The sequence below is a fragment of the Pseudomonas sp. NDM genome (assembly GCF_003105095.1).
Taxonomy (GTDB): Bacteria; Pseudomonadota; Gammaproteobacteria; order Pseudomonadales; family Pseudomonadaceae; genus Aquipseudomonas; species Aquipseudomonas moraviensis_A.
This window is the reverse complement of the sequence record NZ_QETJ01000047.1, coordinates 19,034-32,402: the sequence shown is the minus strand read 5'-3', so window position 1 is coordinate 32,402 and position 13,369 is coordinate 19,034. Positions and strand designations below refer to the sequence as shown.

Here is a 13,369-nt window from a genome sequence, read left to right as displayed (position 1 = left end):
CACTCCTGCACGTGGAATGCGGTCGTGTAGGAGTGAGCCTGCTCGCGATAGGGCCAGATCAGGCAGCGAACATCTCAAGCCTTCTGTTCAAAGATCACATAAACCTTGCGGCAAGCCTCCAGCACTTCCCAGGTGCCACGAAACCCCGCCGGAATTACAAACCGGTCGCCAACCCGCAAGGTCTTGGCATTGCCATCGCTGTCACGCAGTACCGAAACCCCCTGCAAAATCTCGCAGTACTCATGCTCGGTGTAATTCACCGTCCACTGACCCACCGCGCCTTCCCACACTCCCACGCCCATTTGCCCACAAGGGCTGTCGTATTGATGGAACACCGCCTGCTCAGGATCGCCCTTGAGCACTTTCGTCGGATCCGGGCGATAGCGCTCGGCTTCGCTGCTGGCGAGGCTGATGTCGACGACGTTGTGGATGTTCATTGTTGTTTTCTCCGCTGATGACGACGCGTGGGCTGGAATGAGCCGAAGTCTATGTTTATTAAAATGAACACCGCAAGGCTGTATGGCCAGCTTATGTCAAATATATTGAAACAAACCCGGCCGCTGGTTTAGGGTGGCGGGTGCCTCGGGCCGAAAGTGCAGGCTGGCCGGGCAGAATTCTTGAACAGCGCCGCAGCGCTTGCGGTGCTCGTATTCAATAAGAGGAGGACACCCGAATGACCACCCTGACTCGTGCCGACTGGGAACAACGCGCCCGCGATCTGCAAATCGAAGGCCGCGCCTTCCTGAATGGCGAATACACCGACGCCGTCTCCGGCGAAACCTTCGAATGCATCAGCCCGGTCGATGGCCGTCTGCTTGGCAAGATCGCCAGCTGTGACGCTGCCGACGCCGACCGTGCCGTAGAAAACGCCCGCGCTACTTTCAATTCCGGTGTCTGGTCGCGCCTGGCGCCGACCAAACGCAAAGCCACCATGATCCGCTTCGCCAGCCTGCTGAAACAGCACGCCGAAGAACTGGCGCTGCTGGAAACCCTCGACATGGGCAAGCCGATCAGCGATTCGCTGTATATCGACGTGCCGGGCGCGGCGCAGGCGCTGAGCTGGAGCGGCGAAGCGATCGACAAGATCTACGACGAAGTCGCCGCTACCCCGCATGATCAACTCGGTCTGGTGACTCGCGAGCCGGTAGGCGTGGTCGGCGCTATCGTACCGTGGAATTTCCCGTTGATGATGGCCTGCTGGAAACTCGGGCCGGCGTTGTCGACCGGTAACTCGGTAATCCTCAAGCCGTCGGAAAAATCGCCGCTGACCGCCATCCGTATCGCTGCACTGGCCATTGAGGCCGGTATTCCGAAAGGCGTGCTCAACGTGCTTCCAGGCTATGGTCATACCGTCGGCAAGGCGCTGGGCCTGCACAATGACGTCGACACGCTGGTGTTCACCGGTTCGACGAAGATCGCCAAGCAACTGATGATCTACGCCGGCGAATCGAACATGAAACGCGTCTGGCTGGAAGCGGGCGGCAAGAGCCCGAACATCGTCTTCGCCGATGCGCCGGATCTGCAGGCCGCCGCCGAATCTGCCGCCAGCGCCATCGCTTTCAACCAGGGCGAAGTGTGCACCGCCGGTTCGCGTCTGCTGGTCGAGCGTTCGATCAAGGACAAATTCCTGCCGATGGTGATCGAGGCGCTGAAAACCTGGAAACCCGGCAATCCGCTGGACCCGGCGACCAACGTCGGTGCGCTGGTCGATACCCAGCAGATGAACACCGTGCTGTCGTACATCGAATCCGGCCACAGCGATGGCGCCAAACTGGTCGCCGGCGGCAAGCGGATCCTCCAGGAAACCGGTGGCACTTACGTTGAGCCGACCATTTTCGACGGCGTGAGCAATGCGATGAAGATTGCCCAGGAAGAGATCTTCGGCCCAGTGTTGTCGGTGATCGCTTTCGATACCGCCGAAGAAGCCATCCAGATCGCCAACGACACGCCATACGGCCTGGCCGCAGCGGTGTGGACCCAGGACATCTCCAAGGCACACCTGACCGCCAAGGCCTTGCGCGCCGGTAGTGTGTGGGTCAACCAGTACGACGGCGGCGACATGACTGCGCCGTTCGGTGGCTTCAAACAGTCGGGCAACGGTCGCGACAAATCGCTGCACGCCTTCGACAAGTACACCGAGCTGAAGGCGACGTGGATCAAGCTGTAAGACGTTAGCGAGCCCGGTCACTCCGGGCTTCCTGACCAAGCAGAGATCCCCCTGTGGGAGCGAGCCTGCTCGCGAAAGCGGTGTATCAGTCAGCAGACCTGCTGAATGTGAAACCGTATTCGCGAGCAGGCTCGCTCCCACACTGGTTTTGTGGTGCAGATAAAAAATCCACAGGAGCGTGGAACATGCGGTGGGCGACGTATTTCGCCGTGTTGGCGTCTATCTTGAGTGTCGGCTTGGCCCTGGGGGTCAGCATGCCATTGGTATCGTTGCGTCTGGAGGGCTGGGGTTACGGCTCATTCGCCATCGGTGTGATGGCGGCGATGCCGGCGATCGGTGTGCTGCTGGGTGCGAAGATTTCCAGCCATCTCGCTGCGTATTTCGGCACCGCTAACCTGATGCGTCTGTGCCTATGGGCCGGGGCATTGTCGATCGGCCTGCTGGCGCTGCTGCCGAGTTATCCGATCTGGTTGCTGCTGCGGTTGCTGATCGGTGTGATCCTGACCATCGTGTTCATTCTCGGCGAGAGTTGGATCAATCAACTGGTGGTCGAGCAGTGGCGCGGGCGTCTGGTGGCGCTATATGGCAGCAGCTATGCGCTGAGCCAACTGTCCGGTCCATTGCTGCTGGGCGCGCTGGGTACCGAGCATGATTACGGTTTTTGGGTCGGGGTGGGTCTGCTGACGGTCTCGCCCTTCCTGCTCTTGGGTCGCAGCGGCGCGCCGAGCAGTGAGGCCAACAGCGTGACATTTGGCGATCTGTGGGGCTTTGCCCGGGAGTTGCCGGCGATTGCCTGGGCAGTGTCGTTGTTCGCCGCGTTCGAGGCGATGATCCTGACGTTGCTGCCGGTGTACTGCCTGCAACAGGGGTTCACCGCCGAAATCGCCTTGGCCATGGTCAGCACCGTGGTGGTCGGCGATGCGCTGTTGCAACTGCCGATCGGCGCATTGGCTGATTACCTGTCGCGGCGCACGCTGTTTGCCGGGTGCGCGGTGGTGTTGATGCTGTCGAGTCTGGCCATTCCACTGTTGCTCGACACGCTGCTGATCTGGCCGCTGTGGGTGCTGTTCGGTGCCAGTGCCGGCGGCCTGTTTACCCTGTCGCTGATCCTGATTGGCGAGCGCTATCGTGACGATGCGCTGATGCGCGCCAATGCGCATATCGCGCAGTTGTGGGGTGTCGGTTGTCTGGTCGGGCCGTTGGCGGCGGGGGCAGGCAGTCAGTGGATCAATGGGCATGCATTGCCGCTGTTGATGGCGGCGGGCGCGTTTGGATTGGTGCTTTTGTTGTTGCGCCAGGGGGCATTCGGCACAACGGCAGAAGCTGCCTGAGCGCACTCCTGTGGGAGCGAGCCTGCTCGCGAAAGCGGTGCACCAGTCAGCTCATTTCTGGATGTGAAACCGTTTTCGCGAGCAGGCTCGCTTCCACAAGGGATCACCAACAGACGGACTTACAGCATCCGCTCCAGGCCGACGCTGGTGCTGAACCATGAGTTGAAGCGCCGCCACCAGCTCCCCGGTTCCTTGGTCAGGGTGTGCATCTGGCCGTTGTTTTCGGTGACCCAGACGACCTTGCCGTCCGCAAGCTTCGCCTGATAACTCAGGGTTGGCGCCATGCCTTGCAGCGCCAGTGCGCGGACGTGCTCGGCCAGTTCCGGGCTGTCGACCAGAATGCCGACTTCGGTGTTCCACAGCACCGAGCGCGGGTCGAAATTGAACGAGCCGATAAACGATTTGCGCCGATCGAAAATCATCGCCTTGCTGTGCAGGCTGGAATCCGAGCCGCGATACGAGCGGCTGTAGAACACTCGCGGACCGCTGCCATAGTTATCCCCAGGTTGGCGCCGCAGTTCATAGAGTTTCACCCCGTGTTCCAGCAACGCCTTGCGATAGGGCGCGTAGCCGCCATGCACCGCCGGCACGTCGGTGGCCTCCAGCGAATTGGTCAATAGGCTCACGGAGACCCCGGCATCGGCGCGCCCAGTCAGGTAGACCAGCCCCGGCTGACCCGGCACGAAATACGCGGAAATCATGATCAGCTCTTTGCTGACACCGGTCAGTTCCGGCGCCAGTTGTGTGGTCAGCAGCAGGTGCGGATCAGGTTCGCCCTTGGACAGAACCTTGCTCGGCGCATCCCACAACGCCTGGTTCCAGGCCCAGATCAGCTCTTTGCGCCAGATGTCCATGCGCGGGTCGGTGGTGAACTTCATCAACTGCTGATACAGCGCGTGGTTCTGCCTGCGGGTTTCTTCCAGCGACTCTTCCAGGCGCGTGCGCGTGTTTTCCAGGTCGGCGGCGGTCGGCTGGCTGGAGAGGAATTCGTCGATCGGCTTGCTCAGCGCACTGTTCCAGTACTGATCGAAACTGTGCCCGAGCTGCTCGGCCACCGGGCCGATGCTGAGCATGTCGATGTCGGTGAAATTCAGGTTGGGTTCGGCGTCGAAATACTCGTCGCCCAGATTGCGCCCGCCGACGATGGCCGCGCTGTTGTCCGCCAGCCACAACTTGTTGTGCATGCGCCGATGCTGCACAGACAGATTGAACAGTCGCCCGGCCGCACGCGTGACGCCGGTGCTGCGTCCCAGGTGCAACGGATTGAACAAGCGAATCTGAATCTGCGGATGCGCCGCCAGGGTGGCGATGATCTGGTCGAGGCCGTCGCTGGTGGTGTCATCGAGCAGGATGCGCACACGCACGCCACGGTCGGCAGCCTTGAGCACTTCCTCCACCAGCATCCGCGTGCTGATGCCGTCGTGGACGATGTAGTACTGCAAATCGAGGCTGACCTGGGCGTGACGAATCAGCTCGGCCCTGGCGGTAAATGCCTCGCCGCTGTCGGAGAGCAGGCGAAACCCGGACTGCCCCTTGTAGGGCGCGGCCTGCGCCTGGATCGAGCGGCCGAAACTCGATTCCGACGCCGGCAGGGCCTGGCTCGGTTCGCGCGGTACATCAAGGCTGGCGCAGCCGCTGAGGAACGAGGCGAGTATCAGTAAAGCGAGTAGGGGCTGTCTGAAGCTCACGTAGGATCGTTCCGGTTGGCGGTTGAGGTCGGCATTTTGGACGCCGGGCTGACAAAAAAGGTCAGTCGGTCTCAGCGAGTAATTTGATTGCCGCGGCACCGACCTTGCGCACCGCCTCTTCGATCTGCGCTGTTGGTTTGGCAGCGTAGTTCATCCGCAGACAATTGCGGTATTTGCCCGAGGCGGAAAAGATGCTGCCGACGGCAATCTGTACGCCCTGATCGTGCAGCGCGCGATTCAGTTTCAGCGTGTCGAAACCGTCCGGCAGCTCCACCCAGAGCATGAAGCTGCCCTGCGGGCGACTGGCGCGAGTGCCGGCGGGAAAGTAGCGGGTCACCCAGTCGATCATCGCGTCACGATTGCGCTGGTACTGCATGCGCATGCGCCGCAGGTGCGGCTCGAAATGGCCGGCCTTGATGAATTCGGCAATGGCGATCTGCGGTTGTGGCGCGGTGGATCCGGTGCTGATGTATTTCATGTGCAGCACCCGCTCCAGATACCGGCCCGGTGCCACCCAGCCGATGCGCAGCCCCGGCGCCAGAGTCTTGGAGAACGAGCTGCAGAGCAACACGCGGCCGTCTTCATCGAAGGATTTGATCGTACGTGGGCGCGGGTAGGTGTAGGCCAGTTCGCCATACACATCGTCTTCGATGATCGCCACGTCGAAACGCTGGGCCAGCGTCAACAGGGCGCGCTTGCGCGACTCGGGCATGACGTAGCCGAGGGGGTTGTTGCAGTTGGGCGTGAGCTGAATGGCTTTGATCGGCCACTGTTCCAAGGCCAGTTCAAGCGCGTCGAGGCTGATGCCGGTGAGCGGGTCGGTGGGGATTTCCAGAGCTTTCATGCCCAGGCCTTTGAGGGTCTGCATGGCGCCGTGGAAGCTCGGTGAGTCCACCGCGACGATGTCGCCCGGCTCGCAGATCGCGTGGATGCTGGTGGACAGCGCTTCGTGGCAGCCAGTGGTGATCACCAGATCGCTGGCGCTCAACTGACAGCCGGAATCAAGCATCAGGCGTGCGATCTGTTCGCGCAGTTCGAGGTTGCCGTGGATGTTGTCGTAATACAGGCCCGGCATGTCCTGCCGCCGACTGATCCGTGCCAGTCCACGCAGCAATGGTTTCATGGTCGGCGAGCCGACATCGGGCATGCCGCGGCCCAACTGCACAACGTCTTTGCGCGGTACGGCGCGGATCAATTCCAGCACCTGATCCCACTGCGAAATCTCCACCGGCCGTTGCGCCGGGCGGCCGATCGCCGGCAATTCCGGCAGTTCGCGGCCAACGGGCACGAAATAGCCGGACTTGGGTTTTGGCGTGGCCAGACCGCTGTCTTCGAGCACGCGATAGGCCTGCTGCACCGTGCTCAGACTGACTCCGTGTTCAACGCTCAGTGCACGCACTGACGGCAAGCGATCGCCGGGGCGATAGAAGCCCTGTTCGATGCGGGTGCCGAGCAATTCGGCGAGGTTTACATACAGAGTCATGGTGGTCTCGGTGTGCAGTGATGAAAACCAGTACAGATGCGGCAAAAAACGATCATTCAGTCAGCGAATCGGCAAATCTGTATGGAGTTAATACAGGTTCGTTGAGTCTGTAATGGTTTTGCCGGCCCGCGCATCATGGAATCTCTGGCTACCCAAGTAAACAGGAGCAACGAAAATGAACGGCTTGAGCGATGTGCGGCTGACGTTACACAGTCAGGAACTGGCGGCAGGGCAGAAGGACAACGCGCGCAATCAGCTGCGTAACGCGCCGTCCGGCCTGAGTCGCTGGGGTCTGTTCTGGCAGCGTCTGCACACGCGCAAGGCGTTGCTGGCGCTGACGGCGGATCAGCTCAAGGATATCGGGCTGACCCGTGAGCAGGCGCGGGAGGAGGGGTTGAAGCCGTTCTGGCGGATCTGAGATCTGTATCGTTCTCGCGGGCCTCATCGCGAGCAGGCTCACTCCTACAGGGCAAACTCATTTCAACTGTAGGAGTGAGCCTGCTCGCGATAGGGCCCTTAAAGCCACCGCAACTCTGTCAGACCAACTCTTTAAGCCGATGCCACAACATTCCCAGCGCCAACAGCGGCGAGCGCAAATGCTTGCCACCGGGGAAGGTGATGTGCGGCACCTTGGCGAACAGATCAAAGCCGCCGCCATGCTGCCCGCTGATCGCCTCGGCCAGCAGCTTGCCGGCCAGGTGTGTGGCATTCACCCCATGTCCGGAATAAGCCTGGGCGTAATACACGTTCGGTTGATCGGCGAGCCGGCCGATCTGCGGCAAGCGGTTGGCGCCGATGCCGATCATCCCGCCCCATTGATAGTCAATTTTCACCCCGGCCAGTTGCGGGAACACTTCAAGCATCTTCGGCTGCATATAAGCGCCGATGTCTTTCGGATCACGGCCTGAATAATGGCAGGCACCACCGAACAGCAAGCGTCGATCCGCCGAGAGCCGATAGTAATCCAGCGCTACTCGTTGATCGCAGACCGCCATGTTCTGCGGCAGCAGGTCATGCGCCTGCTCTTCGCTCAGCGGCTCTGTGGCGATGACGTAGCTGCCGGCGGGCAGAACCTTTCCGCTCAGTTGCGGATTCAAGTCGTTGAGATAAGCATTGCAGCCCAGCACCAGAGTCTTCGCCCGCACCGAGCCCTGCGCCGTGTGCACTTTCACTTCGGGGCCGTAATCGATGCGCGTCACCGCCGAACGCTCAAACAGCTGCACGCCCAGTTGCTGCGCCGCAGCCGCTTCGCCCAGCGCCAGATTCAGCGGGTGCAGATGCCCGGAACCCATGTCGATCAAGCCGCCCACGTAGCGCTTGGAGCCGACCACTGTGTGCATTTCACTGGCTTTTAACAGGCGGGTTTCGTAGCGATAACCGAGGCTGCGCAGTTCTTCGGCGTCTTCGGCAAAACCGTCGAGATCGGAAGGCTTGTTGGCAAGGTCGCAGTAGCCCCAGGTCAGGTCGCAGGCAATGCCGAAACGCTCGACGCGCTGGCGGACGATTTCCACTGCTTCCAGGCCCATGAGCTTCATCGCGCGCACGCCGTCGGCCCCGATGACATTGGCGAACTGATCGAGGCCGTGACCGACGCCGCGAATCAACTGCCCGCCGTTGCGACCGCTGGCGCCCCAGCCGATCCTGTGCGCTTCCAGCAACACTACGCTGAGGCCGCGCTCAGCCAGTTCCAGTGCCGTGTTCAACCCGGAAAAGCCGCCGCCGACCACGCAGACGTCAGCCGCCACGTCGCCTTGCAGCACAGGATGGTCGGGCTGCGGCAAGCTGCTGGCGGCGTAATAAGAGGCAACGTGGGGCTGGCTCGCGGTGGTCTGGGCGCGGGCGGTCATGGGCATCATCCAACGGCTGAGTGTCGAGAAAATTTGACGGAGCATAAGCTGCGCGGCTGAAGGCGGGCAACATCGGTCGGTCTGCGGTGTCTGGATCCGGGCTTTTGCGGCACAATCGTTGTCCCGCCACTTTGGTCACTGTTTCGATGAGCTGCAACAACCAGAAAATCCGTGCCCTGCGTCAGCAGATCCCGACGTTCGAATGCGTGCCGGGCTGCCACGACTGCTGCGGGCCAGTGACCACTTCGCCCGAAGAGATGGCACGACTGCCGCGCAAGACCCGCGCCGAGCAGGACGCGGCGCTGGAAGCACTCAACTGTGTGCACCTGGGGCCGAATGGCTGCACGGTGTATGAAGAGCGACCGCTGATCTGCCGATTGTTCGGCACCACCAAGACCTTGCCGTGCCCTAACGAGCGGCGACCGGTGGAGTTGATTCATCCGCGGGTGGAGAAGCAGATATTCGAATACATGGCGGCGAATCGGCAGGTGCTGGTTTAACGCGTTCACTCGGAACCGAGTTGACGCCATCGCGAGCAGGCTCACTCCTACAGGGGTACGCATTGCAAGTGTAGGAGTGAGCCTGCTCGCGATAGGGCCGGGTCGGGCACCGAAAATGTCAATCCGGAATCGGCAGGCACAGGCTCTCTTTCACCTCTTCCATGACGATGTAACTCTTCGATTCGCGCACATGCGGTAGCTTCAACAGAATGTCGCCCAGCAGCTTGCGGTAGGAGGCCATCTCGGAAATCCGCGCCTTCACCAGATAGTCGAAATCCCCTGAGACCAAATGACACTCCAGCACATGGGGCAGCTTCAGCACCGCGCGGCGGAACTCCTCGAAAGTGTCGCCGGATTTGTAATCGAGGCTGATCTCGACAAACACCAGCAGGCTACCCTTCAAATGCTGCGGATTGAGCCGGGCGTTGTAGCCCATGATGATTCCTTCGCGCTCCAGGCGCCGCACGCGCTCGGTGCATGGCGTGGTCGAGAGGCCGACCTTTTCCCCCAGTTCGGTAAAGGAAATCCGCCCGTCCGCCTGCAGGATTCGCAGGATATTGCGGTCGATCTTGTCCAGCTCACGTTTGGTCTGAGTGTTGGTACGCATAGGGGATGCGCCTCCGTGAAAAGGGTTTTTGCCGAGAATTGTCGCCAAATATAGGCGCTTATATAGTGAAAAGCACTGGCATTTCTTTTTTACACTGCGCTCATCAGTGCTCTAACAAACAGTTCGGCGAAAAGCCGCGATGAGGGATTGAAAATGCGCGTCATGGTCTTGGGTAGCGGCGTTATCGGTACCGCCAGTGCTTACTATCTGGCCCGCGCCGGGTTCGAAGTGGTGGTGGTGGACCGGCAGCCTGCTGCGGCCATGGAAACCAGTTTCGCCAACGCCGGCCAGGTCTCGCCGGGTTACGCCTCGCCGTGGGCTGCGCCGGGCGTGCCGCTCAAGGCGATCAAGTGGCTGCTTCAGCGCCACGCGCCATTGGCGATCAAGGCCACCGCCGACATCGATCAGTACCTGTGGATGGCGCAAATGCTGCGCAACTGCACCGCCAGCCGTTACGCGGTGAACAAGGAGCGCATGGTGCGTCTGTCCGAGTACAGCCGTGACTGCCTCGATGAGTTGCGCGCCGAAACCGGCATTGCATACGAAGGTCGCAGCCTCGGCACTACCCAGTTGTTCCGGACTCAGGCGCAGCTGGATAACGCCGCCAAGGACATCGCCGTGCTGAAAGAATCCGGCGTGCCGTTTGAGGTCCTCGATCGCGCCGGCATTGCCCGCGTCGAGCCGGCTCTGGCAGGCGTGACCGACATTCTCGCCGGCGCGCTGCGTTTGCCCAACGACCAGACCGGCGACTGCCAGATCTTCACCACCCGTCTCGCCGAAATGGCGCGCAAGCTCGGCGTGGAATTCCGTTTCGGCCAGGACATCCAGAAGCTCGACTACGCCGGTGATCGCATCAACGGCGTGTGGATCGACGGCAAGCTGGAAACCGCCGACCGCTACGTGCTGGCGCTCGGCAGCTACTCGCCGCAACTGCTCAAGCCGCTGGGCATCAAGGCTCCGGTGTATCCGCTCAAGGGCTACTCGCTGACGGTGCCGATCACCGATCCGGCGATGGCGCCGACTTCAACCATTCTCGACGAGACCTACAAGGTCGCGATCACCCGTTTCGACAACCGCATCCGCGTCGGTGGCATGGCCGAGATCGCCGGTTTCGACCTGTCGCTCAACCCGCGTCGACGCGAAACCCTGGAGATGATCGTCAACGACCTTTATCCTCAGGGCGGCAATCTGGCCGAGGCGAGTTTCTGGACCGGCCTGCGCCCGACCACGCCGGACGGCACGCCGATCGTTGGTGCTACGCCATTCAAGAATCTGTTCCTCAACACCGGTCACGGTACGCTCGGCTGGACCATGGCTTGCGGTTCCGGCCGTTTGCTCGCCGACCTGATGGCGAAGAAAAAGCCCCAGATCAGCGCCGAAGGCCTCGATATTTCCCGTTACGGCAACCAGACCCAGGAGTCCGCAAAACATGTCAATCCAGCGCCAGCTCACCAATGAGCGCATGAGTCAGATCGTCAGCCACAACGGCATCGTGTATCTGGCCGGGCAGGTCGGCGACGACTTCGACGCCGGAATTGAACAGCAGACCCGCGACGTGCTCGCCAATATCGAGCGCCTGCTCGATCTGGCCGGGACGGACAAGCAGCATCTGTTGTCGGCGACGATCTACCTGAACGACATCGACGCCCACTTTGCCGGCATGAACGCAGTGTGGGACCAGTGGCTGCCGAAAGGCGCCGCGCCCGCCCGCGCCACCGTCGAAGCGAAGATGGCCAAGCCGAGCATTCTGGTGGAGATCTCCATCGTCGCCGCGCTGCCATAACGTTTCCGAGATCCCTCTCCCGGCGCTGTTGGCGGTTCACGCCGTCAGTCAGCGCCGGTTTTTCTTTCCATGACCGCCCAGAAGTCTGCCGCCATGCGTCCTGCCCGTGCCCTGATCGATCTTCAAGCCCTGCGTCACAACTACCGAATTGCCCGTGAAGTCACTGGCGCCAAAGCGCTTGCGGTGATCAAGGCGGACGCCTACGGCCATGGCGCGGTGCGTTGCGCCCAGGCACTGGCAGCCGAGGCGGACGGTTTTGCCGTGGCGTGCATCGAAGAGGCACTGGAGTTGCGCGCTGCCGGGATTCGCGCGCCGGTACTGCTGCTGGAAGGCTTCTTCGAGGCAGACGAGCTGGCGTTGATCGTCGAGCATGATTTCTGGTGCGTGGTGCATTCGCTGTGGCAGCTCGAAGCGATCGAGCAGGCGGCGCTGAGCAAACCCATCACGGTGTGGCTCAAGCTCGACTCCGGCATGCACCGGGTCGGCCTGCATCCGAAAGATTACCCAGCGGCGTACCAGCGTCTGCTGGCCAGCGGCAAAGTGGCGAAAATCGTGCTGATGAGCCACTTCGCCCGCGCCGATGAATTGCACGCGCAGAGCAGCGCCGAGCAGGTGGCAGTGTTCGAAGCGGCGCGTCAGGGCTTGGCGGCGGAAGTCAGCCTGCGCAACTCGCCAGCCGTGCTCGGCTGGCCAGAAATCAAAAGCGATTGGGTACGCCCGGGCATCATGCTCTACGGCGCGACCCCGTTCGAAGAAGCCAACGCAGTGGCCGAGCGCCTGCAACCGGTGATGACCCTCGCATCGAAAGTCATCAGCGTGCGTGAACTGCCGGCCGGCGAACCGATTGGCTATGGCGCCAGGTTCATCACCGACAAACCCATGCGCATCGGCGTGGTCGCCATGGGTTACGCTGACGGCTACCCGCGTCAGGCGCCGACCGGCACGCCGGTGCTTGTGGCCGGCAAACGCAGCCGCCTGCTGGGGCGCGTGTCGATGGACATGCTCTGCATCGACCTGACCGATGTGCCGGAAGCCGGCCTCGGTTCCGACGTCGAGTTGTGGGGCAAGAACATCCTCGCCAGCGAGGTGGCGAAGTGGGCCGACACCATCCCTTACCAGATATTCTGCAACCTGCGTCGGGTGCCGAGGCTCTATTCCGAGGGTTGACGCCGCTACGGGGGCCAAGTGTTGTAAATACTGAACGCTGTCGCCATGATAACGCTCAATATTCTTACAACATCAGGAGGCTCCCGCCTTGGACGTCGGTGAACGACTGCAATCGATCCGCAAGCTCAAAGGGCTTTCCCAGCGTGAACTCGCCAAACGCGCGGGCGTCACCAACAGCACCATTTCGATGATCGAAAAGAACAGTGTCAGTCCTTCGATCAGTTCGCTGAGAAAGGTGCTCGGCGGCATTCCCATGTCCATGGTCGAGTTCTTTTCCGAAGAGATCCTGCAGGACCAACCGACCCAGATCGTCTACAAGGCCAACGAGCTGATCGACATCTCCGACGGCGCCGTGACCATGAAACTGGTCGGCCGCGCCCACCCCAGCCGCGCCATCGCCTTCCTCAACGAAATCTACCCGCCGGGCGCCGACACTGGCGAAGAAATGCTCACCCATGAAGGCGAGGAAACCGGGATTCTGGTGGAAGGTCGCCTGGAGCTGGTGGTGGGTCTGGAAACTTTTATCCTCGAAGCTGGCGACAGCTACTATTTTGAAAGTACCAAGCCGCATCGTTTCCGTAATCCGTTCGACGTACCGGCGCGACTAATCAGCGCAGCGACGCCGGCGAATTTCTAAGCAAGAGGCGCCAGACCATTACGGCGAAGGCACCCGGACCGTTCTTCCGATGCGCAACAAGACCCCTCTAACCATGGGGTTGTTTCAGTACAGCGGCCTAGCCGCTATACTTGCGCCGCCTGCGAACCGTGGCCGCAGGCGTGAATAGCCACCATTGAG

13 protein-coding genes are annotated in these 13,369 nt (G+C 61.4%); 8 read left to right on the top strand and 5 right to left on the bottom strand.

All coding sequences use genetic code 11. The features are described 5' to 3' along the window. Positions 1–74: 74 nt before the first annotated feature. Positions 75–437 carry a cupin domain-containing protein gene (locus DCO47_RS12540; protein ID WP_042608123.1) on the bottom strand — a complete coding sequence of 121 codons (363 nt, stop codon included), beginning with the start codon at positions 435–437 and terminating at the stop codon, positions 75–77. 236 nt (positions 438–673) lie between these two features. Between DCO47_RS12540 and DCO47_RS12535 the strand changes: the two genes are divergently transcribed. Together DCO47_RS12535 and DCO47_RS12530 are read left to right on the top strand one after the other, a co-directional pair. Further along, positions 674–2,167 (top strand): aldehyde dehydrogenase, encoded by a 1,494-nt coding sequence (locus DCO47_RS12535; RefSeq protein ID WP_116658196.1) that lies wholly within the window; start codon positions 674–676, stop codon positions 2,165–2,167. A gap of 185 nt (positions 2,168–2,352) precedes the next feature. Beyond that, on the top strand, positions 2,353–3,498 hold the full coding sequence (locus tag DCO47_RS12530) for an MFS transporter (protein WP_116658195.1): 1,146 nt from the start codon (positions 2,353–2,355) through the stop codon (positions 3,496–3,498). A gap of 119 nt (positions 3,499–3,617) precedes the next feature. Here DCO47_RS12530 and DCO47_RS12525 read toward each other — a convergent pair whose 3' ends face one another. Both DCO47_RS12525 and DCO47_RS12520 read right to left on the bottom strand, forming a co-directional pair. Next, on the bottom strand, positions 3,618–5,186 hold the full coding sequence (locus DCO47_RS12525) for a phospholipase D family protein (RefSeq protein WP_116658194.1): 1,569 nt from the start codon (positions 5,184–5,186) through the stop codon (positions 3,618–3,620). Between the two features lie 61 nt (positions 5,187–5,247). Then, positions 5,248–6,669, bottom strand: coding sequence for a PLP-dependent aminotransferase family protein (locus tag DCO47_RS12520; RefSeq protein ID WP_064364648.1), 1,422 nt, complete (start codon positions 6,667–6,669; stop codon positions 5,248–5,250). 175 nt (positions 6,670–6,844) lie between these two features. Between DCO47_RS12520 and DCO47_RS12515 the strand changes: the two genes are divergently transcribed. Next, the gene (locus DCO47_RS12515) at positions 6,845–7,087 is read left to right on the top strand and encodes a DUF1127 domain-containing protein (RefSeq protein ID WP_064364649.1); all 243 of its coding nucleotides are present in this window, start codon (positions 6,845–6,847) and stop codon (positions 7,085–7,087) included. A gap of 118 nt (positions 7,088–7,205) precedes the next feature. Here the strand turns inward: DCO47_RS12515 and DCO47_RS12510 are convergent, their stop codons facing one another. Then, entirely contained in the window at positions 7,206–8,516 is a 1,311-nt protein-coding gene (locus DCO47_RS12510; RefSeq protein ID WP_116658193.1) for an FAD-binding oxidoreductase, read from the bottom strand. A 146-nt stretch (positions 8,517–8,662) separates the two neighbouring features. Between DCO47_RS12510 and DCO47_RS12505 the strand changes: the two genes are divergently transcribed. Continuing rightward, positions 8,663–9,016 (top strand): YkgJ family cysteine cluster protein, encoded by a 354-nt coding sequence (locus DCO47_RS12505; protein ID WP_116658192.1) that lies wholly within the window; start codon positions 8,663–8,665, stop codon positions 9,014–9,016. Between the two features lie 118 nt (positions 9,017–9,134). Here the strand turns inward: DCO47_RS12505 and DCO47_RS12500 are convergent, their stop codons facing one another. Next, complete coding sequence (locus tag DCO47_RS12500) at positions 9,135–9,623, bottom strand: Lrp/AsnC ligand binding domain-containing protein (protein WP_010465173.1); 489 nt, start codon at positions 9,621–9,623, stop codon at positions 9,135–9,137. A 153-nt stretch (positions 9,624–9,776) separates the two neighbouring features. Between DCO47_RS12500 and dadA the strand changes: the two genes are divergently transcribed. The 4 genes from dadA to DCO47_RS12480 all read left to right on the top strand — a co-directional run bounded on the left by dadA (position 9,777) and on the right by DCO47_RS12480 (position 13,210). Next, the gene (gene dadA / locus DCO47_RS12495; RefSeq protein ID WP_039757381.1) at positions 9,777–11,081 is read left to right on the top strand and encodes a D-amino acid dehydrogenase; all 1,305 of its coding nucleotides are present in this window, start codon (positions 9,777–9,779) and stop codon (positions 11,079–11,081) included. After that, on the top strand, positions 11,053–11,406 hold the full coding sequence (locus DCO47_RS12490) for a RidA family protein (RefSeq protein ID WP_042607132.1): 354 nt from the start codon (positions 11,053–11,055) through the stop codon (positions 11,404–11,406). Before dadA ends, DCO47_RS12490 begins: the two co-directional genes overlap by 29 nt. Before the next feature lie 93 nt (positions 11,407–11,499). Beyond that, complete coding sequence (gene alr / locus DCO47_RS12485) at positions 11,500–12,573, top strand: alanine racemase (RefSeq protein WP_042607131.1); 1,074 nt, start codon at positions 11,500–11,502, stop codon at positions 12,571–12,573. An 88-nt stretch (positions 12,574–12,661) separates the two neighbouring features. After that, on the top strand, positions 12,662–13,210 hold the full coding sequence (locus DCO47_RS12480; protein WP_016772566.1) for a cupin domain-containing protein: 549 nt from the start codon (positions 12,662–12,664) through the stop codon (positions 13,208–13,210). The last annotated feature ends 159 nt before the right edge of the window (positions 13,211–13,369 follow it).

Bases quoted from the DNA above. Each gene is read 5' to 3' on its own strand.
- dadA (WP_039757381.1), top strand. From the start codon at position 9,777: ATGCGCGTCATGGTCTTGGGTAGCGGCGTTATCGGTACCGCCAGTGCT.
- DCO47_RS12505 (WP_116658192.1), top strand. From the start codon at position 8,663: ATGAGCTGCAACAACCAGAAAATCCGTGCCCTGCGTCAGCAGATCCCG.
- DCO47_RS12510 (WP_116658193.1), bottom strand. From the start codon at position 8,516: ATGACCGCCCGCGCCCAGACCACCGCGAGCCAGCCCCACGTTGCCTCT.
- DCO47_RS12540 (WP_042608123.1), bottom strand. From the start codon at position 437: ATGAACATCCACAACGTCGTCGACATCAGCCTCGCCAGCAGCGAAGCC.
- DCO47_RS12490 (WP_042607132.1), top strand. From the start codon at position 11,053: ATGTCAATCCAGCGCCAGCTCACCAATGAGCGCATGAGTCAGATCGTC.
- alr (WP_042607131.1), top strand. From the start codon at position 11,500: ATGCGTCCTGCCCGTGCCCTGATCGATCTTCAAGCCCTGCGTCACAAC.
- DCO47_RS12530 (WP_116658195.1), top strand. From the start codon at position 2,353: ATGCGGTGGGCGACGTATTTCGCCGTGTTGGCGTCTATCTTGAGTGTC.
- DCO47_RS12500 (WP_010465173.1), bottom strand. From the start codon at position 9,623: ATGCGTACCAACACTCAGACCAAACGTGAGCTGGACAAGATCGACCGC.
- DCO47_RS12515 (WP_064364649.1), top strand. From the start codon at position 6,845: ATGAACGGCTTGAGCGATGTGCGGCTGACGTTACACAGTCAGGAACTG.
- DCO47_RS12520 (WP_064364648.1), bottom strand. From the start codon at position 6,669: ATGACTCTGTATGTAAACCTCGCCGAATTGCTCGGCACCCGCATCGAA.
- DCO47_RS12535 (WP_116658196.1), top strand. From the start codon at position 674: ATGACCACCCTGACTCGTGCCGACTGGGAACAACGCGCCCGCGATCTG.